A 19,961-nucleotide genomic window follows, 5' to 3' on the forward strand; every position below is an offset into this window, starting at 1 on the left:
TAGTCAGTTGTACAATTGCCGATCGGGTTTATCTTCGCCTATTATAGTTGATAACGATTATCATCGTCAATTGATATCTGGTATGTGAACAGCAGGCCCGCGATCCACTATGGATCTGCGGGCCTTAGCGATTTCGCGGATGAAGCAATTTACATGCTGGTGGCAGCTTCCTGCCTCAGCTTGCGATATTCGGTTGGAGTGCAGCCCACATCCTGCTTGAACAGCTTGGAGAAATAGGGGTAATTGGCATAGCCGACTTTTCCGGCGATGGAATAGACGGATAACGATGTGCTCTCAAGCAGCTGGCGTGCGCTTCTAATCCGGGCCTGAATAATGTAAGCGCCAAGCGATATGCCGGTCTCCTTCTTGAAGATGCGTGCCAAATAATCGGGGTTTAGATACACCATTTCCCCCAAACTGTTCCTTGTCAGCTCATCACCGCAGTGCTTATGAATATGCTGCTTGATCTCCTCGACGACAGAGTCCTGCTGCGCCGCATAACGGCGGTATTCCGCGGCCGTCTTGACAAGGTACTCGATATACTTCTCCATATCCTCTATTGAATAGAGGGATGCTGCGTATAACTGATCATGGAGCTTTCCCGTGTACAGCTTATGGGCCTGAATTTCCTTGCTTTTCAGATAGGAATAGACGATCTGGATCATGTCCAATCGGAACAGACGGAGTACGGAAGCATTTAAGATTTGATCTTGTCCGTGTGCAATGAGGTCATACAGACAACGCTTTGCCTCGTTCAAGAACGAAGCCGGATCATCTTTACTCAGCCACTCTTCGAGATGCGACAGGTCCGGTGCTGCATAGACGACAGCCTTGATTGCTTCTGTCTGAGGATACTGTTCCAGATATAGCGTTTGATTACGGTGCTTGATAATCTCCTCGTTCATCCGCAGTAAATTTTGTATTCCCTGATATAGCTGTGACAGGGAGGAAGTGATTCCGATACAGCACGAGGCATCGGATTTCAAGAAGCGGTTTGCTTTTTGGATAAAGGAGGCACTGGCCGATTCAATGAGAGCAGCTTCTTCTGCTGAAGTCCATCTTAGGATGACGAAATAGTGATTGTCTTTGACCTCAATCATGGATTCTACTGCGAAGGAGGGGTGATGAAATAGCTCCGTGAGTACGTTGTGAAGAGCATAATTGAATAGGTCTTTGTCTTCCTTACCGAGGCTCTGGTCATAGGCGTAGATGGATATTAGCAAAGGAAGGAACAGATCAGACAACTGGTAAGGAAGATTCTGCTCTATGATCGCTTCAGCAAGCGATGCCGTGCTCGGGGCATTTTTCTTCTCGGTACTGAGCTGTCGCCAGAAATGCTCAACCATCTTGCGCTGATTTTTCTGCCAGAGCAGCCCTTCCTTGATCGCTGCTTCATTCCTTCGCTGTTCCCTCACCTTGTATATCGCTTTGGACAGGATCAGGGTCAGCTTATCGAAGGCGATCGGCTTCAGAAAATAGTCGAAGCTCTGCAGCTCAATCGCTTTTTGCGCGTAATTAAAGTCGGCATAGTTCGTTAGGAAGATCGTCTGGACTGCATAGTTCTCCTCCCGAATCCAGGCGAGAAGCTCGAGTCCGCTGCCCTGCGGCATCTCTATATCGCATATCATAATTTCAATATCATGCTGCACGAAGATCTCTCGAGCCTGGGCTATATTGTAGGCGGTGTAGACCTGATCAATGGATAGAGCACTCCAGTCAATCTTCTGCTCCAGTGCAGCAACGACAAAATAATCATCATCCACAAGCAATACATTCATGTGTGCACCTTCCTTCTTCTTCAAGTTAGGCTTTGCAAAGGCTGTGGCAGAAATAATTGGATACAGGCACCGCCATTCCTCTGATTAGAAAAATGAACCCTTGCTTCTCCCTCATACAGCGACTCCAGCCGCTTCAGCGTGTTCATAATCCCGATTCTATGACCTTGGAGCATCTCAAGCGGCAGACCGGCTTGAAGCTGCTCCAGAATCTCTGACGGAAATCCGGGGCCTGAATCTTCAATGACAATCTTGAGCACACGTCGGTTAATATAAATCTCCTGCTCCAATCGAAGCTGAATCTGCAGCTTGTTATCTCTGGAAACAGCATATTTAACGGCATTCTCAATGAAGGTCTGAAGCACAAGAGGAGGAAGCATCAGCTCCCGGACGTTGTCGCTCCCGCTAATGTCATAGCTGAAGGCATTCCGATACCGGTGCTTCTGTATTTCAAGATAAGTTGTGACATGTTCAATCTCGTCTCCAAGTCGTACAAAATGATCGTTATTCTGAAAAATATACCGGAAGTACGAGGAGGTGGAGAGGGTCATGTATTCAATCTCCTTATGCATTTGCATCTGGGCCATACTGTAGATGTTGGTGAGACAGTTTAGAAAAAAGTGCGGTCTGATCTGCATCTTCATATAATCCAGCTGAATCTGCTGCTTGGAGAGCTCCTGTTCATACATATCAATCTTGATCTGTTTAATTTGCTCGATGAGCTTCCTGTACTGCAAGCCCGCCTCTGACAGCTCAATGATAGGGCTGCTGGTGAACTCCAGCGGCTCACTGGACTCTGCCATCTTCGAGAGATTCCTGGAAAATTGCTGGATCGGCTTCAGCACCCTGCCCTTCAAATACAGGACGACAACGATCAGGGAGGACGCAACGATCACGAACAGGAGCAGGATCAAGAGCTGGGCCACCATGATCTTCTCAAAGGCGCCGAACTCAATGATCATCTTCACATTAATGGTAGAATCCGTGAACGCCTTGCTTACGGTCGTCCGTGGACCCGAGATGAAAGGGAAGGTGAACCCGGCTCCCTGGCTCGGTTCCATATCTGCTGCCGGACTGGATAAGATCCTGCCGTCCTGATCAACCAGGGTAGAGAACCCGTTCTTTCCTAAATTAATCTGTCTTAGAGGTGCGATAAGATCATCCGCAGAAATAAGGCACATCAGGTACTGCTCATGATAAGGCACGATATTGATAATGTAGTATTTATCCTGGATGAGGATGGGTGTCCAGTTGGAATAGAACTTGTCATAGACATTGGGATCGCTTGTATAGCTGACCATTTGCTGCCCGAGCTCCTGGTATTCGGGATAAGTGATGCTCATGGGCGCATAATTGCGGAGCAGCTTCTCTTCCTTGGAATAATAGAAGAAATTGTACGCGGGTCCGTAATTTTTTTGCAGCTCTGTATATCGCTTGCGCAGATTATCACTCGCTTCGAGGAAATCGTCGTAGTTACCGTTCTGTCGCTTCGGCAGCAAGGCTTCGATGTTGTCGTCGTTGGCCAGCGTCCAGCCCATATAATGATTGATATAATCAAAGTCATGATTAATTCTGGTGAGATAGAGATCCGCGGTATCCTGGAGGTAACGTGTGGACTGCTGTTTGACGATCGAGATGGAGGCCATGCTGATGGCGAGATCAAGCAGAAGCGCGGAGATCGTGATCAGAAGCGTGATTTTGACATAATGCCGGATGGGATGTGACCTGCGGTGCGCATGCTTGATAACCCTATCCATCGTCAAGCTTCCTTTCCTGACGCTTAAGTATGTAAGCGTTTTATTATATGGTATTGATATTATAATTCCTCTCCCGTCAAAAGAACATGGCTGTCAGAGCAAATATGAACAAAGTCTGGATCGTCGCATGAAAAAGTCTGTAATACCCTATAGTGCACAAGCTTCACCTGGACAGTATATGGCAGCAAGATACAAGAAAAGTCCGAATCCTCTCGGTTACAAGTCCAGTACCTACCCTTCACGCAGAGTATACTCAAGACATGGAAGAGGGAATCACCGGTCTGCTTATGAAAGCGCTTTGATGAGTGGGCTGGCGTGAAAGGGGAGCGGATGTGAGAACAGCGGATTTAAGTGTTAAACCGAGTCATCGAAAAAGAGCACCTGCGCTGCTGCAGATTAAACGGAACTGGGGTCTATACTTGTTACTGCTGCCTGCTGTAGTCTTGCTGCTGCTATTTGCTTACATTCCAATGTATGGCATCGTCATTGCCTTCAAAGACTACAGTCCGGCTCTTGGCATCGGCGGCAGTCCTTGGGCAGGACTGAAGTACTTCGAGAAATTTTTTAATTCTTATCAATTTGATACGACCATCAAGAACACGCTGATCCTTAGCTTGTACAGTCTGGCTACGTTTCCGATTCCCATCATGCTGGCATTGATGATCAATCAGATGAGGGAGAACCGGTTCAAGCGGTTTTTTCAGACCGTAACTTATATGCCGCATTTTATTTCGACCGTCGTTATGGTGGGATTACTGCTGATCCTTTTGTCACCAAGCACAGGGCTCATCGGTCACATTTATCGTTTGTTCGGCGCGGACGCTCCTAACCTGATGGGATCACCAGGGTTGTTCAGCAGCGTATATGTATGGTCGGATGTATGGCAGCATACCGGCTGGGACAGCATTATCTTCATTGCGGCATTGTCCGCCGTGAGCCCGAGTCTGTACGAAGCGGCCACGATGGACGGAGCAAGCCGCTGGCAAAAAATATGGTATATCGACCTTCCGATGCTCATGCCGACGGCTGTCACACTGCTCATCCTGAGAGTGGGGAGCCTGCTGGGTGTCGGATTCGAGAAGGTCTACCTGATGCAGAACAATCTGAATATCTCCTCAAGTGAAGTGATCTCCACTTATGTATATAAGATAGGGATGCTCAGCAGCCAGTACAGCTTCTCGTCCGCTATTAACCTCGCGAATACGATCATTAATTTCATCTTGCTCATCATGGTAAATGAGATTTCCAAAAAATACAGCAAAAACAGCCTGTGGTAGGAAGTTTACAGGGAGAGGAGGGATGAAGAGTGGACAATGTGGAATCGCCCCGGCAAGCTGCCCGGCCTGTTAACAATCGTTCCTCGGATCGAGTGCTGGAGATTGCCTTGTATGTGTTTGCCGTCATGCTGCTCATTCTGCTTATGTATCCAATATATTTTATTATCATTGCATCATTCAGTGATCCGGCAGCCGTGGCGAACGGCCAGGTGTGGCTGTTCCCCAAAGGGTTCACACTGGCAGGCTATCAGGAGCTGCTGAAGCATGAGAATATATGGATTGGTTACCGGAACACGATACTATATACCGTCATTGGTACAGTTATCAGCCTTGTGGTAAACATATCCGCAGCCTATGCATTGTCGCGTAAGGATCTGTTTGGCCGCAGAGCCATCTCGCTCTTTTTTATCTTCACGATGTTTTTTAATGGCGGGCTCATTCCCACCTTCCTTACGATCAGGGACTTCCATATGTATGATACCTTTCTCGTAATGGTGCTCCCGTTCTCGGTTGCGGTGTATAACATTATTGTTGCCCGGACTTTTTTTCAGCACAGTATCCCTGAAGATCTGTGGGAAGCGGCACAGCTGGATGGCTGCGGCAATTTGCGGTACTACCTGCAGATTGTGATTCCGCTCTCTAAGGCGGTTATTTCGGTTATTGCGTTATGGACGGCGGTGGGCCACTGGAATTCCTATTTTAATGCACTCATTTATTTGAAAGATCCGAATTTGTATCCGCTGCAGCTTATCTTGCGAAATATCCTGATTACCAACCAGATGCAGTCCAGTATGGGAACCGGAGAAGCAGCGGCTGTCGCGCTGCGACTTGCCAATCTGATGCGCTATGCGGTCATTATTGTGGCGACGGTGCCGATCATGTGCATTTACCCATTCGTACAGAAGTATTTCAATCAGGGGGTGATGATTGGCGCCGTGAAGCAATAGAATAGCTGTCATGACTTATGTAATGCGCTGATATCTGGTCTGGATCTTATATGAGGGGATCGATGAATATGCGAATGAAGTATAGGAATAGAGAATACCGTATGAAAATGCTGACCTCCGTTGTCCTGGCGTCAACACTGCTCCTTGGACTGATCGGCTGCAGCAGCAGTGAAACGGGAGAAGAGAAGCAGGCAGTGGATGAAGCAATTTTTAATAAAGAAGGACTGCCTATCGTTAACGAACCGATTACGCTGGATGTGCTGACTGTGCGGTGGGGGAATATGGGGGATACATTTACGCAGAATCAATGGATTAAGGACTTGGAGCAGCAGACCAATGTCAAGATCAACTGGCAGGTCATGTCCTCCAATGATTGGGGAGAGCAGAAGTCGATCATGCTGGCGAGCGGCACGCTCCCCGACGTGATTTTAGGCGATGCGGTATTCTCGGATTCGGATATTGTGAACAACTTGGCTTATTTCCGCCCGCTGGATGAGTATATCGATCAGTATATGCCGAATTTGAAGGCCGCGATGGAAGAGACTCCCGAGCTGAAGAAGATCAGTACCTTCCCGGACGGGCAAATCTACTCGCTGCCGGCAAGGCTGCCTTCGAGACCGAAGTCCATGAATCAGCCGATTATTAACAAGGTATGGCTGGACCGTTTGGGACTTGAAGTCCCTGAAACGACGGATGAGCTGTATCAGGTGCTCAAAGCCTTCAAGGAGCAGGACCCGAACGGAAATGGCAAGCAGGATGAAATTCCGATCAGCGGCTCGGGCGATATCAGCAGCGATCTGCTGAGTCCATTTGGCATTACCGATATTAATGCCAGCAGCATGATGATTCAGGATGGCAAACCGGTGTTCTATCCGATAACCGAACAATATAAAGAAGCGATTAAATGGGCGCATCAGCTGTATGCAGAAGGCTTGATCGATCCTGAATTGTTCACGCAGGATAACACGATGTCTACAGCGAAGCATCAGAATCCGGATGCTGCTCTTATCGGGTTCACGAACCAGTGGATACCGGATGCGGTGTTCGGCAAATGGAAGGATGAATATGAGGCCATCCCGACCCTGGCCGGTCCGGATGGGAAGCGTTATCAGGCAGGAGACCCTGTGGGGCTCAGCTTCAGACGCAACGAGCTGCTGATCACAACCTCCAGCAAATATCCTGAGGTCGTCGCCCGCTGGGCAGATCAGTTCTATACGAATGAAGCCAGTATTCAGAACTTCTGGGGAGCGATCGGTACTGTCATTGAGAAGAAGGACGATGGTACGTATGCACTGATGAGCCCTCCGGAAGGAACGAGCGCAGATGCGTGGTATTGGGAGCAATCCCTGCGAGATTTTGGCCCGAAATATGTCAGTCCGAGCTTTGAACAGAACATCATTCTGGATGAAACGGTCGGCGACGGTCTGAAGCTGGTTATTGATAAGTTGGGAGCTGACTATGTGACGACACCATTCCCGAATGTCATGTACAGCAGCGAGGAGTTTCAGGAGCTGCCGACGCTGACGACGGATATTGATGGTTATGTCCGTACCAACCGTGCCAAATGGATCACAGAAGGCACGATTGATGCAGAGTGGGAGGGTTACCTTAAGCAGCTGAATGATATGGGACTGGAACGATTGGTTCAGATCCGGACGGAAGCGTATGCGAGGTATACGAGCGTGCAGTAATTGAATTCTTTCCTAAGACTAGGGAAGAGCACTCCAAAGAGCACTCCGATGAGGGGTGCTTTTCTTCGTCTGACTATGGCATTTCAGAAATGATTGTGAACATGAGCCAATACTTATATAATGATGTTCGGCATATCGAACATGATTCGAGAAGTGAAATGAGGATGAATCAAATTCGTTCGTCTTTTTGGTGAGTCAAGTTGTTGATTAATACATAATATATTTTGTAGTTTGTGTGTATGGGGGTTGTCATTTGTGGCTTCAGCAATATTAGCTGAAGGCACCGTCTGAAGCGATCAAGGACCCGAAGTTGTTCCATATTTCGTGGTATGTGCTGGGTCTGCTGCTCATTGGATATTTTGTGTGTGAATTTGTAGGTGTTCCGGTATCAGTGGTAGCAGGAATCATTGCAATTCTGTTCCTTGTGCTCGCGCTGATGAAGCGAAGCGGAGTTAATGTGCGCTGATTTTTGATATAAGGGGTAATTTCGGAATTTTCTTTATCAATGAATTTTGCTTCCCCAAATGACAGACTGTTCGGACTTCCAATTGACAAGGCCACGCTGTCCTTCAAGAGGGTGTTGAGATCTGGACTTGCATTCGCCTCCGCTGCAATGGCTTGTCCCGAAAAGGTTTGGGTTGTCGCTATGCCAAGCACGGCACAACCAATTAGAACGGCTTGCTTCCATTTGTGTTTCATCTGCTTAAGTCTCCTTCTTGGATGTCTGAAATGATCTGTTTACGGACAAGTGGGCTAACACATTGCCACACATAAAACGCAGGATTCAACGCGAAGTTTCGCTCCGAATTGAAAAACAGCGTAGGTCGCAGTTAGTTGAAGTGAACAAATTAAAGATGCCTCCGGCTGCAACCGGAGGACATCTAAAGTAGTACTATGAGATTGTTTCAGCTAAACCGTATTATCCAGTCCGGTATTGGACCTGACCAGAATTTCGTCATAGCTCGTTTGGTTGTCTTCCTCTATTGTTTTCTTGCGGGAGAGCAGCGTTCCAACATAGCCGGCTAGGAATCCAAGCGGGATTGAGATCAGCCCTGGGGTAGAGAAAGGATAGAGGGGTTCACCCGTGAAGATCGCTTTGCCTGCATCTGGATGAATCACATTCGGACTGACGAGCACAAGGCCCACCGATGTGACGAGTCCGACCACCATGGCCCATATGGCGCCGTTGGTGTTGAATCTTTTCCAATAGATCGTGTATAAAATGACCGGCAGATTGGCGCTGGCAGCGACGGCGAAGGCAAGGGAGACGAGGAAGGCAACGTTCAAATTCCGCGCGACGAGTGCAAGCAGGATGGATAGAATGGAGATTCCGATAGAAGCATAACGAGCCATGTTCATCTGCTCCTTCTCCGTCGCCTGACCCTTGCGTAATATCTGATTGTAAAAATCATGCGAGAACGCCGTAGCCGCGGTGAGCACGAGCCCCGCAACGACCGCAAGGATGGTGGCGAACGCGACAGCGGAGATGAAAGCAAACATCATGTCCCCCCCGAGGGCCTGTGCCAGCAGCGGTGCTGCCATGTTGCCTGCCTGATCTTGGGCAATGATGGCGCTGTTGCCTACGAATGCGGCAGCACCGAAGCCAAGGAAGATCGTCATGACATAGAAGATACCGATAACCCAGGTTGCATATACGACTGAGCTGCGGGCAGTTTTGGCATCTTTTACAGTGAAGAAACGGACCAGAATGTGCGGCAATCCGGCCGTTCCAAGCACCAGACCCATGGTCAAGGAGAGTGTATCCAGACCGTCTTTGTATTTGATTCCTGGATTCAGGAAGCTCTCGTTATGCGGCGTGGCAGTAGTCATATGTGAGAACATGCCGGTAATGCTGAAATCGAATTTGTAGAGTACCAGGATGGATATTACGAAGGTTCCGCCCATCAGCAGAAAGGCCTTAACAATCTGTACCCAGCTCGTTGCATGCATCCCGCCAAAAATAACGTAAACCGTCATCAGAATGCCGACGATAATGACAGAGGTCGTAAATTCAATCCCGAGCAGCAGCTTGATCAGGGCGCCCGCTCCGACCAGCTGCGCAATCATATAGAAGATGGATATGGCAATCGTATTAAAGGCGGCGAAGCCCCGGATCTTCTTCATGTGGAAACGAACGGCAATCATGTCGGCAAAGGTGTACTTGCCCAGGTTCCGCAGCGGCTCAGCCACCAGAAAGAGGACAACCAGATAAGCGACGAGAAAGCCGATACTGTAGAAGAATCCATCGAAACCGGATAGAGCAATCATGCCGGCGATGCCTAGGAAGGAGGCAGCAGACATATAGTCTCCGGCGATAGCGAGTCCGTTCTGCCAGCCGGTCAGGCCCCCGCCAGCCGTGTAGAAATCACTTGCGGATGTCGTTTTTTTCGAAGCCCAGTACGTAATGAGCAGTGTGGCGGCGACGATAACGAGAAACATGATAAAAGCAGCTGTATTCATAGGTTACCTCTCTTTTCCTCATCAATGATTTGACTTGACAGCTGATCGAATTTGGAAGCTTTTTTGTAGTAGATCATGCAGAAAGCCCATGTCATGATAAATTGAAGAAAGGCCAGTACCCAAGCCCAGGTGATGCTTCCTATAAACGGTGTATTCAGAATCGTCGTGTAGGAGGTGAGAATTGGCAGAGCAAAATAGAAGCAGAAGAAGAAGATCGTGAAAGGAAGAATAAAGCGTTTCTTGTCTCGAAGCAGCTGTTGAAAATAAGTAGACTTAGCAATGTTAGAATATTCCTCGGGAGAACGTTTTGACTTGGCAGGCTCACGTTGCTGCAAGTTACTTTCCATATGCAATCCCTCGCATTCTATTAGTGTAAGCGCTTTAAAACAGTGAAAGCTCAAAGCTCAATCATTCACCCCCATTTTAATATTGGTGAATCAATTTCATTAAAGAAACGAAGAGGTATTAGGAAATTGATTCTAGTAATAAAGGTTTTTCTGTAAAACAATGTTATTATACTACACGCTTGTATAGGGTAATACAACTTTTTCTTATTAAAAAGCAAGTTTCCAATAGGCGGATGTGTACATATAATGCTCCGAGAGAAAACGGCTAAATAGGAGGCTTATATATGATTCCCATGTATCCATACTATGGTAAGGAAGTGAAGTGCGAAAAAGTTCCCATTACGTTCCCACCTCAGCACCAGGACCGCCAGCCCGGGTTCGAATACATTATGAACCCGCTGCCGATTGCGGACAATCCAGGGTATGTAGGGAGTGGCAAGCTCAAAGGGAAGATTGCGATCATTACCGGAGGGGATAGTGGAATCGGCAGAGCGGTGGCGATTGCCTTTGCCAAGGAAGGCGCAAGCGTCTCGATTCCGTATCTGGATGAACATCGGGATGCAGAAGATACGTTGCGAATGGTTGAGGCGTACGGAGGGAGCTGTCTTCTGCTTCCTGGCGATCTTCGAGATGAAGGGCACTGCCGGGCTGTTGTGAATGAAACGGCGAATTGCTTCGGTAGACTGGATATTCTCGTTATTAATCAAGCAGTGCAGTTTCCGCAGGAGTTTATCACATCGATTACAGCACAGCAGCTGGACGATACGTTCCGGACGAACATTTACCCGAGCTTTTTTCTGACACAGGAAGCGCTGAAGTACTTGAAGCCTGGGAGCTCGATCATCTCGACAACCTCGGTTACCGCATATGCGGGGAATCCGCTTCTCATTGATTATTCCTCCACCAAGGGAGCGATGGTATCCTTCACGCGGTCCTTGTCCGAGCAGTTGGTCGGCTGTGGAATTCGCGTAAATGCGGTTGCCCCGGGTCCGATATGGACGCCGCTTCAGCCTGCGAGCTACCCGGCAGAGTACATCAAGACGCTGGGAGCAAATACGCCGATGAAGCGTGCCGGTCAGCCCTTTGAGCTGGCACCGACTTACGTCTATTTGGCTTCCGACGATTCCAGCTATGTTACAGGCCAGGTTCTGCATGTAAACGGGGGAACCATGGTGGGTTCCTAGTCTTGTAACCAATTTTCAATCAGCATCAGCGCCCCGTGTTATAATGGGCTCAAAAAATGGGGAGTTGATCACGTTGGTCGAGCTCGGATGATGAGATCCGGTGCTTTTTAATATAAATTACCCGTTGTTACTTGAATACAGCTATTCCTTTCAGGATCTCATGAAGGTAGTGTTTCCAGGTTTTTCCCCGCTTTGTTTGATCTTGAGGTGTTGTATAGACTTCTGTTTCAGAGATTTCAGCTGGCTTGCCATGAATATTTCTTGAGGGAGTTTGCTCGCTGCAGCTGTTTTTTACGTTGTTTATCAGTTGGATCACGCCCTTTCATAGTATCTATTTTATCGGGATAATTGCATTGTTTGCATAAAAGTATTAAGGTATAAACAGTGTAATGCTTTATAAATGGAATGAAATATGAAGGGTTTGACTTACAAATGAAAATAGATCATATCGACATGTCTATTCTGACCGAACTTCAGAAGGATGCGCGTCTCTCTATGAGAGAGCTGGGAAGGCTGGTTAATTTGTCAGCACCCTCGGTGACGGAAAGGGTCAAGCGACTGGAGGAGCAAGGGCTCATTGAGGGATATACCATACAGGTCAATCGCAAGAAGCTCGGCTTTACGATGGACTGCCTGATTGAAGTGACGCTGCAGCATGGAGACCATAAGCGCTTTAAGCCATTTATTGAGAGTTATCCCACGGTGTTATCCTGTTACCGGATCGCAGGCAAGTCATGCTATATGGTACTGCTTACCGTCAGCCAGCTGGATGAGATTGAAGAGTTTATTGACGCGATTTCGACGTATGCCAATACGATGACGCATGTTATTTTCTCAGAAGTAAAAGTGAATACAGCGCTTGAGCAGCATACACCCTTGCTGCCTAATGCATAACAAAAAAAAGGACAATCCGATTACCATTCGGGTTGTCCTATCAATGTTTATTTTTGAGCTGCTTGTTGTACTACATCATTTACGATATCACTGAGCTTGACCTGTGCAAGCTGATCCTCCATGGCCTTTTGTGCAGCAGTAAAGATGGGCTCAATACTTCCTTGAATACTGCGCCCTACTTCGCAGGCAGGATTGGGTGAGTCATGAAGTGAGAACAGCGCATTCTCGTTAACGGCGTGAACGGCATGATAGATATCAAGCAGCGTAATGTCGGAAATGTCTCTTTTAAGCTTTGCGCCCGCCACCCCGGGTCTAGCTTCCACAAGTCCGGCTCTATTCAGCATCCCCATAATTCTGCGGATTACGACCGGGTTCGTTCCCACACTTGCGGCAATAAATTCTGATGTATTTACGCCTTCCTTATTGTAGTACAGCAGTGTCAATATATGAATGCCTACAGAGAATCGGCTGGTAATCATAAACGGATAACTCCTTTGTACGTCTTATATACGCAGTATACATCAGTATATTATAACCGCAAGCCGCAGAATCAATATCTTAACTAATCAAAACAAAGAATCGATCAGGTAAGTAAACGAAAAGAATGGAGATGTCTATCTTAGACTTCTCCATTCTCAATATATAGAAACTATTAATTTCGTTCAGATACGACTGTAAAACGCTGATGCTTATGGTTTGCTGCTTCAATCTCATCAACGAGTGCCACCGCATAATCTGCATAACTGATATAGCTGTTACCTTGCTGGTTCAGGATCAGATGGTCTTGTCCTAACTGATAGGAACCAGTGCGTGAACCTTCGGGATCAAAGAATGCAGCAGGGCTCATATAGGTCCAATCCAAATCTTCAGATGCCTTCAGATCTTCAAGGTTCTTCGCTGCGTTGAATGCGGTGGGCTTAATCGCTGCCGGGAATTCGGGTGTATCGACCAGTCGTGTGGTGTTCTGATCATCTACATATAGGCTTCCTGCGCCGCCAACCACAATAAGACGAATGTCTGTATTGCTTAGCAGCCGGATAAGAGCCTGCCCTGCCTCCACATACAGATGCTCTTGCCCTAGAGCTGCGCCAAAAGCGTTAACGATGACGTCTAGGCCTTGGATATCTTCTTCTGTAATTTGAAACACGTCCTTCTCAATGACAGGAAATTCAGAGACTTTACTCGCATCACGGACAATAGCGGTGACGCTGTGACCACGGCTTGCCGCTTCTCTTGCGATGAGCCGGCCTGCTTTGCCACTTGCTCCAATAACTCCAATATTCATGTGCCATTCTCCTCCTATGCTTACTCAATTGTTATTCAAAGTCTCACCACCTGTAACTATGGTGATTACAACTTGTAATCATTATAGTTACAAGTCTAAGGTGTTGTCAACAACAGCAATAATTTTAATTTAACATTGCCCTAACACTTCACTGCTATAATTTCTACGGTTTGCTTAGAACCTAGATGAATTAGAGATTGCCGAAGCTGTACATCTTTGTAGGCATAGATTAGATCATTAAGGAGGAGATTCATATATCTAACATGGGAACACGGCTATGGGAGGTATTTACAACTGCACTGAAGCTCGGACTCACCTCATTTGGAGGACCGGTTGCCCACCTCGGTTACTTTCACAATGAATATGTAATGCGGCGAAAATGGATTGATGAACGTACCTATGCAGATCTGGTTGCGTTAAGTCACTTCCTGCCGGGCCCGGCGAGCAGCCAGGTCGGAATGGGTGTAGGTATGATGAGGGCAGGCGTGCTTGGAGGGATCATTGCCTGGCTTGGGTTTACGCTGCCTTCTGTACTAGCCTTGTTTATTGCGGCTTCATTATTACAGCAGTCAGGCATCGTTGAAATCGGCTGGATGCATGGACTTAAGATCGTTGCTGTCGCTATTGTGGCACATGCCGTCTGGAGTATGGGAAAGAACCTTGCACCAGACCGGAGCCGAATGACCATTGCGGCTCTTGCATGTGTCCTGGTCGTAATATGGCCATCTGCGATTACACAGGTCTCGCTCATCATTGCAGCAGGCCTCGCAGGCGTCTATCTGTATCGAGGGAAGCAGGAGAGCGCCCCATCAGCGGAGAAGGCGCCGATACAGAAGGGATTGGGCATCTTCTGTCTTGTTCTGTTCTTTCTGCTTCTTTTCTGCTTGCCACTGCTGAGTGAAATTTCCGGTTCTGCCTGGATTGCTTATTTTGACAGCTTCTACCGGGCGGGAGCTCTCGTCTTCGGCGGGGGGCATGTCGTTCTGCCCATGCTGGAGAGGGAACTCGTCCCGCAAGGATTGATTGATGCAGATGCCTTCCTGGCTGGTTATGGCCTGACACAGGCGGTACCGGGTCCGCTCTTTACGTTTGCTTCTTATCTGGGAACAATAATGGAGGGAGCGCTCGGAGCTGTAATTTTCACCGTAGCGATATTTCTCCCAGGTGCCCTGCTGATCATAGGGGCGATTCCTTTCTGGCAGCAGCTTAGAGGAAGAAGTGGAATACAAGGCGCGCTGAAAGGCGTGAATGCCGCAGTTGTCGGACTATTGCTCGCAGCCTTTTATGATCCGGTATTCACTTCTGCTGTACGCGGTCCTTATGATTTCGCACTTGCGCTCGTCCTGTTCGTCATGCTGGTCTGGTGGAAGCTGCCCCCATGGATCATCGTGCTGATCGGATTATTTGGAGGAATGGCTTTAAATCCATAGATATAATACAATCGAGATAGATTGATATGATCGTATTATGGGATAAAGGAGCTTTTGGATCAGGATGAGGATTACGGGACGAATGGTAATTAATATTTTGCTCTTTGTGGTCGTTTTTGCAGGCATCAATACGTATATCGGCTGGAACATCTATCTGTTCCTTACACAGTATTTCGAGACCGTTTCACCGTTATGGCTGGGGATCATCATGACAATTATTGCACTTGGCTATGGGATCGGTCGGATTAAATGGCTCGGGCATGCAGGGCGCTTTATGAAGGTCCTCGGTTCCTTTTACTTCGCGCTGCTGGAGTTCTTCATTATCGTGCTTCCGATCGCAGACATTGCTGGATGGATCAGTCATACGGCAGGCGTAGAAGAGGCATTATATATTCCGGTTATCGGCTGGCTGGCTATAGGGCTGCTTGTTCTGTTCCTTGTAGCAGGCTCCTATAACGCTTGGAGTCCTATTGTACGGCAGCATGAAATTTCGATTCACAAAAAGAAACCGGAAGGTCAGCCTGGAACATATCGCATTGCTGTCGCTTCGGATATCCACTTGGGAAACATCGTCGGTAACCGTCACCTCGGCAGACTTGTATCCATTATGAATGAAATGAAGCCTGACCTTATTCTGCTTGCCGGAGATGTGCTGGACGATTCGATCGAACCCTTTCTCAGGAATAAGATGTCGGAAGGGATGAAGAAGCTTACGGCGAAGCATGGTGTGTATGCTGTTCTTGGAAACCATGAATATTATGGGGGTCACATTGATCAGTATGTAGAGGAAATGGGGCTGCTCGGCATTCGGGTTCTGCAGGACGAGACGGTGACGACGGCGGGAGGAGTCCTCCAGATTGCCGGAAGAAAGGATCTTACTGCGGAGAAGACAGATCCGAAGAGACGTCTCCCTGTAGCCGAGCTGCTGGAGCCGCTGGATCATGAACAGCCCATTATCCTGCTGGATCATCAGCCGTATGCTTTTGAGAAGGCGGCTGAAGCGGGAGCTGATTTACTGCTGTGCGGTCACACCCACCGAGGACAATTTGCCCCGAATCACTGGATTACCAAGCGATTGTTTGAGCTGGACTGGGGTTATATGCTGAAGGATAAGATGCATGTGATCGTATCCTCCGGCTTCGGCTCCTGGGGACCTCCTATTCGGATCGCCAGCCGTTCCGAGGTCATTCAGATAGAGCTCAAATTAGAAGGTTAATGGGTTCGCTTCATCATCAAAGCAGGCGTCATGGTAATCATGACGCCTGTTTTTTTGTTTGCCGCTTTCCAAATTAAAGAAGAAATTAACATCTACATCACATCGTTATGTAAAAGGTGCAATGCGATACCGCTTTAACATAATAAATAAATAAATCGAGATTGAAAGAGATAAATGGGTGAATTCGATAGAAAATAAAAGAGATAAATTAAATTTATTTATATAATAAATTTCATCTATGTGAGATCTGTCGATTTTTGTTGGAAAAACGCTTGATTTTAATGTCATCCTGCTTTAATATCAGAAAAACTAAATTCGTACCAATTCACACAAAAAGTATCGTAAATAGACTCGGAAATAACTAATTATTATGTAATTAGGAAATGAGACGAGGAAATGAGTCGAAGAAGGAGCACTAAAAGTGACTGAAGAAGAACATCAGCGGGCAATGTATTCCGGTCTCGATGATCTGGACCGAGGTATTGTTGGATTCTTGCAAGAGAATGCCCGTATACCCTTTACCCAAATTGCCAAAGAGTTAAACGTAACAGAGAAGACCGTTCGGCTCCGGGTTCAGCAGATGCAGGATGAAGGTGTTCTCAGCCTGGTAGGAATCGTCAATCCGGTAAAAGCCGGTATTCGTTCTGAAACGCTGATCTTTATCGCTGTAGAGAATCAAATGATGGAGGAAGTCACGGAAGCAATTCACGAAATGCCCGAGGTCAGGCTGATGCTCCTGATTAGTGGTGAATATCAGCTTATGCTTCAAGTATTCACGAAGGATACCGATGAATTCTCCGAATTTCTAATGAAAAAGTTGAATAAAGTCAAAGGCATTACACGTACCAATGTCATCATGGAGCTCAAGGTTCTCAAATCAAAGTTGAAGTTCGTCCGCTAGAGCTTCATCTTTTTATTACCAATGTATATTTATGCACATTATTCATTCCAATCTGTTCCTAATCAAGGGACTGGTTATAAATTTATTCTATAGAAAAGTGAGGTCATGAAGATGTTTACAAAAAAAATGAACAAGCTTTTGTCATCTGCAGTACTGAGCAGCTTGCTTGTATTAACTGCATGCGGTGGAGGCGGTGGAGAAACAGCAACGGATACAGGGGGAGCTGAAGGATCAACTACAGGTCCTAAGGTACTTAACATTGGTCTGAAGGCTGACCCTCCAAGTCTAGATCCGATGTCATCGTCTTCCCTCTATGATCGCCAGGTACAGAACAGTATCTATGACAAGCTGTTTGATGTAAATGCGGATGGCGAGGTAGTGCCGATGCTCGTATCGGAATATACCGTTTCTGAAGATGGTCTTACGTATACTTTAACGCTTCATGACGGTATCACTTTCCAGGATGGAAGCGAGTTTAATGCAGAGGCAGTTAAATTTAATCTGGAGCGCTATAAGCAGGAAGGCTCGAAGCGGATCAGTGAGCTGAGTTCGATTGATACCGTGGAAGCAACGGATGAGTTGACGGTAGTGATTACGCTCAAGGAGCCATTTGCTCCATTCCTGTCCGTTCTGGCTGATCGTTCCGGCATGATGGTATCTCCGGCAGCAGTTGAGGAGCATGGAGATAACTATGTTAAGAATCCGGTAGGAACAGGTCCATTTGCCTTCGTTGAGCAGGTAAGCGGCGACCACGTGACTTTGAAGAAGAACGAGAACTATTGGAAGAATGAAGTGAAGATCGACGAAGTGAACTACAAAGTGTTCACCAACACGAGTGCGGCGGTACAGAATCTTCGCTCCGGCGTTGTCGATATTATTGATGAAATTCCGGTGAAGGAAATTCCTACTGTTGAGAATGACGCGAACCTGACTGTGGTTGCACAAGCGAACATGGGCTTCCAAGGGATTCATTTGAATAACACGGTAGGGGACCTGCAGAACAAATACCTGCGTCAGGCGGTCGATCTGGCTCTTGATCGTGAAGCGATTGTCAAAGTATTGTTCGACGGTTACGGTGCACCGGCACATACTCCATTTGCACCAGGCAGCCTTGCTTACAATGAAGAGCAGGACAAGTCTCCTGCAGTAGATGCAGCTAAAGTTCAAGAATTGCTTGAAAAAGGCGGCAAGCCGGATGGCTTCAGCTTCAAAATGCAAATTTCTACAACGACTGAGAACGAGCAGTTTGCTGCCGTTGTTCAGAACATGCTGAAGGCACACAAGATCAACGTTGAACTTGAAAAAGTCGAGTACGGTACGATGCTGGAGAATGGCGACAGCGGTAACTTCGAAGCGATGCAATTGGGATGGTCCGGCAGGATTGACCCGGATCAGAACGTATATGACTTCCTGGTAACTGGCATGCCGAACAACCAAGGCCGCATTTCCGAGCCGGAGCTTGATGAAGCACTGATTGCCGCACGTGCGGAGCAGGATACAGCAAAGCGTGCAGAGCTGTACCAGCAGGCGATGGATATCGTTCATGAGAACGGAAGCTATGTCTACATCTATCACAACTACGATAAATTTGGTGTATCAAACAAGGTTCAGAACTTTACTTATATTCCTGACGGCATCATCCGTACAGCGAACTTGGATATTCAATAACAGCCCAAAGAAAAGGAATTTAGGATGTTTAGCATCTCACCTCTAAAGCCTATAATCCCTTTCTAAGCCTGCAAAATAACACTCTAACACAACAAGAAAGCGGAATTCAAATTTCGCTTTCTTGTGTCATTGATAATGATTTTTTGCCAAATAAACAAAATTGGGAGAGAGAGCTCATGATGTTTGTATTAAAGCGTATTTTACTCGCGATCCCCATTCTGTTCCTGGTGTCGATCATGACCTTCTCCTTGATCCATCTGATACCAGGTGATCCTGCCCGGGTCATTCTGGGTCAAGAGGCTACACCGGAGGCGCTCGCCAGCCTAAGAGCAGAGCTTGGCCTCGACAAGCCGATTGTACAGCAGTATTTTACTTGGCTTGGCAATGTACTTCAGGGAGATTTGGGGACATCGATTACAGACCATGTACCGGTAAGTGAACTCATCGCACAGCGGCTGCCTGCAACGATACAGCTGACGATCGGAAGCTTTATTGTCGCACTGCTGATCGCAGTACCCGCAGGGATACTTGCCGCAGTCAAACGCAATACCTGGCTTGACTATCTTAGTTCCTTTGGAGCGCTTGGCGGCATGAGTATTCCGAGTTTCTGGCTCGCCATGATGCTCATTATTTATTTTACCGTCGAAAACAACTGGCTTCCGTCATCGGGCTACGTTCCTTTTTCCGTCGACTGGAAGGCCAATCTATTAGCACTTATTCTTCCTTGTATTGCAACAGGGCTCAGGGAATCAGCTGAACTAATGAGGATGCTTCGTTCCTCGCTCGTTGAGGTTGTTAATATGGATTTTGTCCGTACAGCCAAAGCAAAAGGACTCAATGAATGGGCGACCATATTCAAGCATGTGCTGCGAAACGCCTTGATTCCTGTCGTTACAAGCTCGGGTATTCTCATTGCTGGTCTCATCGGCGGTCTTGTCATCACGGAGTCCATCTTCTCGATTCCTGGCTTCGGCCGTCTGATCGTCGAATCTGTATTCAAACGTGACTATGTAACGGTGCAGGGCGCTATTCTTGTATCGGCGCTTCTTGTGGTCGTGATCAACATCATCGTGGATCTTCTCTATGCGGTCATTGATCCGCGCATCAAATCAGGTAAGGGGGCATAGAC

16 protein-coding genes and 1 pseudogene are annotated in these 19,961 nt (G+C 47.4%); 11 read left to right on the plus strand and 6 right to left on the minus strand.

Annotated features, from left to right (window positions below):
* Positions 1–149: 149 nt before the first annotated feature.
* A complete protein-coding gene (locus ACFQ3J_RS20080; RefSeq protein ID WP_251583823.1) occupies positions 150–1,778 on the minus strand; it encodes a response regulator transcription factor in 1,629 nt (542 codons plus the stop codon).
* 20 nt (positions 1,779–1,798) lie between these two features.
* Positions 1,799–3,532 (minus strand): sensor histidine kinase, encoded by a 1,734-nt coding sequence (locus tag ACFQ3J_RS20085; protein ID WP_251583824.1) that lies wholly within the window; start codon positions 3,530–3,532, stop codon positions 1,799–1,801.
* Between the two features lie 332 nt (positions 3,533–3,864).
* Between ACFQ3J_RS20085 and ACFQ3J_RS20090 the strand changes: the two genes are divergently transcribed.
* From ACFQ3J_RS20090 to ACFQ3J_RS20105, 4 genes and pseudogenes are all read left to right on the plus strand, one after another.
* The gene (locus ACFQ3J_RS20090; protein WP_251583825.1) at positions 3,865–4,809 is read left to right on the plus strand and encodes an ABC transporter permease; all 945 of its coding nucleotides are present in this window, start codon (positions 3,865–3,867) and stop codon (positions 4,807–4,809) included.
* A 29-nt stretch (positions 4,810–4,838) separates the two neighbouring features.
* Entirely contained in the window at positions 4,839–5,756 is a 918-nt protein-coding gene (locus ACFQ3J_RS20095) for a carbohydrate ABC transporter permease (protein ID WP_244533433.1), read from the plus strand.
* Positions 5,757–5,830: 74 nt separating this feature from the next.
* A complete protein-coding gene (locus tag ACFQ3J_RS20100; RefSeq protein ID WP_379293748.1) occupies positions 5,831–7,447 on the plus strand; it encodes an extracellular solute-binding protein in 1,617 nt (538 codons plus the stop codon).
* A 274-nt stretch (positions 7,448–7,721) separates the two neighbouring features.
* Positions 7,722–7,880, plus strand: a pseudogene (locus ACFQ3J_RS20105) (ArsB/NhaD family transporter); the annotation flags it as partial.
* A 476-nt stretch (positions 7,881–8,356) separates the two neighbouring features.
* On the opposite strand, the gene ACFQ3J_RS20110 reads toward ACFQ3J_RS20105, so the two are convergent.
* Together ACFQ3J_RS20110 and ACFQ3J_RS20115 are read right to left on the minus strand one after the other, a co-directional pair.
* On the minus strand, positions 8,357–9,907 hold the full coding sequence (locus ACFQ3J_RS20110) for a solute symporter family protein (RefSeq protein WP_091159648.1): 1,551 nt from the start codon (positions 9,905–9,907) through the stop codon (positions 8,357–8,359).
* Positions 9,904–10,254 (minus strand): DUF485 domain-containing protein, encoded by a 351-nt coding sequence (locus tag ACFQ3J_RS20115; protein WP_091159649.1) that lies wholly within the window; start codon positions 10,252–10,254, stop codon positions 9,904–9,906. The genes ACFQ3J_RS20110 and ACFQ3J_RS20115 overlap by 4 nt, the downstream gene beginning before the upstream one ends.
* A 284-nt stretch (positions 10,255–10,538) precedes the next feature.
* On the opposite strand from ACFQ3J_RS20115, the gene ACFQ3J_RS20120 reads away from it, so the two are divergent.
* Both ACFQ3J_RS20120 and ACFQ3J_RS20125 read left to right on the plus strand, forming a co-directional pair.
* On the plus strand, positions 10,539–11,438 hold the full coding sequence (locus ACFQ3J_RS20120) for an SDR family oxidoreductase (RefSeq protein ID WP_251583827.1): 900 nt from the start codon (positions 10,539–10,541) through the stop codon (positions 11,436–11,438).
* Positions 11,439–11,870: 432 nt separating this feature from the next.
* Positions 11,871–12,332, plus strand: coding sequence for an Lrp/AsnC family transcriptional regulator (locus ACFQ3J_RS20125; RefSeq protein WP_091159653.1), 462 nt, complete (start codon positions 11,871–11,873; stop codon positions 12,330–12,332).
* 47 nt (positions 12,333–12,379) lie between these two features.
* On the opposite strand, the gene ACFQ3J_RS20130 is transcribed toward ACFQ3J_RS20125, so the two are convergent.
* Positions 12,380–12,811, minus strand: coding sequence for an Rrf2 family transcriptional regulator (locus ACFQ3J_RS20130; protein ID WP_091159654.1), 432 nt, complete (start codon positions 12,809–12,811; stop codon positions 12,380–12,382).
* Positions 12,812–12,984: 173 nt separating this feature from the next.
* A complete protein-coding gene (locus tag ACFQ3J_RS20135; RefSeq protein ID WP_091159656.1) occupies positions 12,985–13,617 on the minus strand; it encodes an NAD(P)-dependent oxidoreductase in 633 nt (210 codons plus the stop codon).
* A 263-nt stretch (positions 13,618–13,880) separates the two neighbouring features.
* Here ACFQ3J_RS20135 and chrA point away from each other — a divergent pair, with 263 nt between their 5' ends.
* The 5 genes from chrA (at position 13,881) to ACFQ3J_RS20160 (ending at position 19,959) form a co-directional block, all read left to right on the plus strand.
* Positions 13,881–15,047, plus strand: coding sequence for a chromate efflux transporter (chrA, locus tag ACFQ3J_RS20140; protein ID WP_251583828.1), 1,167 nt, complete (start codon positions 13,881–13,883; stop codon positions 15,045–15,047).
* A 64-nt stretch (positions 15,048–15,111) separates the two neighbouring features.
* Positions 15,112–16,263, plus strand: coding sequence for a metallophosphoesterase (locus ACFQ3J_RS20145; protein WP_251583829.1), 1,152 nt, complete (start codon positions 15,112–15,114; stop codon positions 16,261–16,263).
* Positions 16,264–16,684: 421 nt separating this feature from the next.
* Positions 16,685–17,164, plus strand: coding sequence for an Lrp/AsnC family transcriptional regulator (locus tag ACFQ3J_RS20150; RefSeq protein WP_244533436.1), 480 nt, complete (start codon positions 16,685–16,687; stop codon positions 17,162–17,164).
* A gap of 111 nt (positions 17,165–17,275) precedes the next feature.
* Positions 17,276–18,832: an ABC transporter substrate-binding protein gene (locus tag ACFQ3J_RS20155; protein WP_091159659.1), complete on the plus strand. Its 1,557-nt coding sequence runs from the start codon at positions 17,276–17,278 to the stop codon at positions 18,830–18,832.
* Positions 18,833–19,008: 176 nt separating this feature from the next.
* Positions 19,009–19,959 carry an ABC transporter permease gene (locus ACFQ3J_RS20160; protein WP_090725592.1) on the plus strand — a complete coding sequence of 317 codons (951 nt, stop codon included), beginning with the start codon at positions 19,009–19,011 and terminating at the stop codon, positions 19,957–19,959.
* Positions 19,960–19,961: the final 2 nt, after the last annotated feature.

This window comes from Paenibacillus provencensis (assembly GCF_042678545.1).
GTDB classification, from domain to species: Bacteria; Bacillota; Bacilli; order Paenibacillales; family Paenibacillaceae; genus Paenibacillus; species Paenibacillus provencensis.

Coding starts and splice junctions, on each gene's coding strand:
- ACFQ3J_RS20080 (WP_251583823.1), bottom strand. CDS start 1,778: ATGAATGTATTGCTTGTGGATGATGATTATTTTGTCGTTGCTGCACTG.
- ACFQ3J_RS20085 (WP_251583824.1), bottom strand. CDS start 3,532: ATGGATAGGGTTATCAAGCATGCGCACCGCAGGTCACATCCCATCCGG.
- ACFQ3J_RS20100 (WP_379293748.1), top strand. CDS start 5,831: ATGAAGTATAGGAATAGAGAATACCGTATGAAAATGCTGACCTCCGTT.
- ACFQ3J_RS20110 (WP_091159648.1), bottom strand. CDS start 9,907: ATGAATACAGCTGCTTTTATCATGTTTCTCGTTATCGTCGCCGCCACA.
- ACFQ3J_RS20115 (WP_091159649.1), bottom strand. CDS start 10,254: ATGGAAAGTAACTTGCAGCAACGTGAGCCTGCCAAGTCAAAACGTTCT.
- ACFQ3J_RS20120 (WP_251583827.1), top strand. CDS start 10,539: ATGATTCCCATGTATCCATACTATGGTAAGGAAGTGAAGTGCGAAAAA.
- ACFQ3J_RS20125 (WP_091159653.1), top strand. CDS start 11,871: ATGAAAATAGATCATATCGACATGTCTATTCTGACCGAACTTCAGAAG.
- ACFQ3J_RS20130 (WP_091159654.1), bottom strand. CDS start 12,811: ATGATTACCAGCCGATTCTCTGTAGGCATTCATATATTGACACTGCTG.
- ACFQ3J_RS20135 (WP_091159656.1), bottom strand. CDS start 13,617: ATGAATATTGGAGTTATTGGAGCAAGTGGCAAAGCAGGCCGGCTCATC.
- chrA (WP_251583828.1), top strand. CDS start 13,881: ATGGGAACACGGCTATGGGAGGTATTTACAACTGCACTGAAGCTCGGA.
- ACFQ3J_RS20145 (WP_251583829.1), top strand. CDS start 15,112: ATGAGGATTACGGGACGAATGGTAATTAATATTTTGCTCTTTGTGGTC.
- ACFQ3J_RS20155 (WP_091159659.1), top strand. CDS start 17,276: ATGTTTACAAAAAAAATGAACAAGCTTTTGTCATCTGCAGTACTGAGC.
- ACFQ3J_RS20160 (WP_090725592.1), top strand. CDS start 19,009: ATGATGTTTGTATTAAAGCGTATTTTACTCGCGATCCCCATTCTGTTC.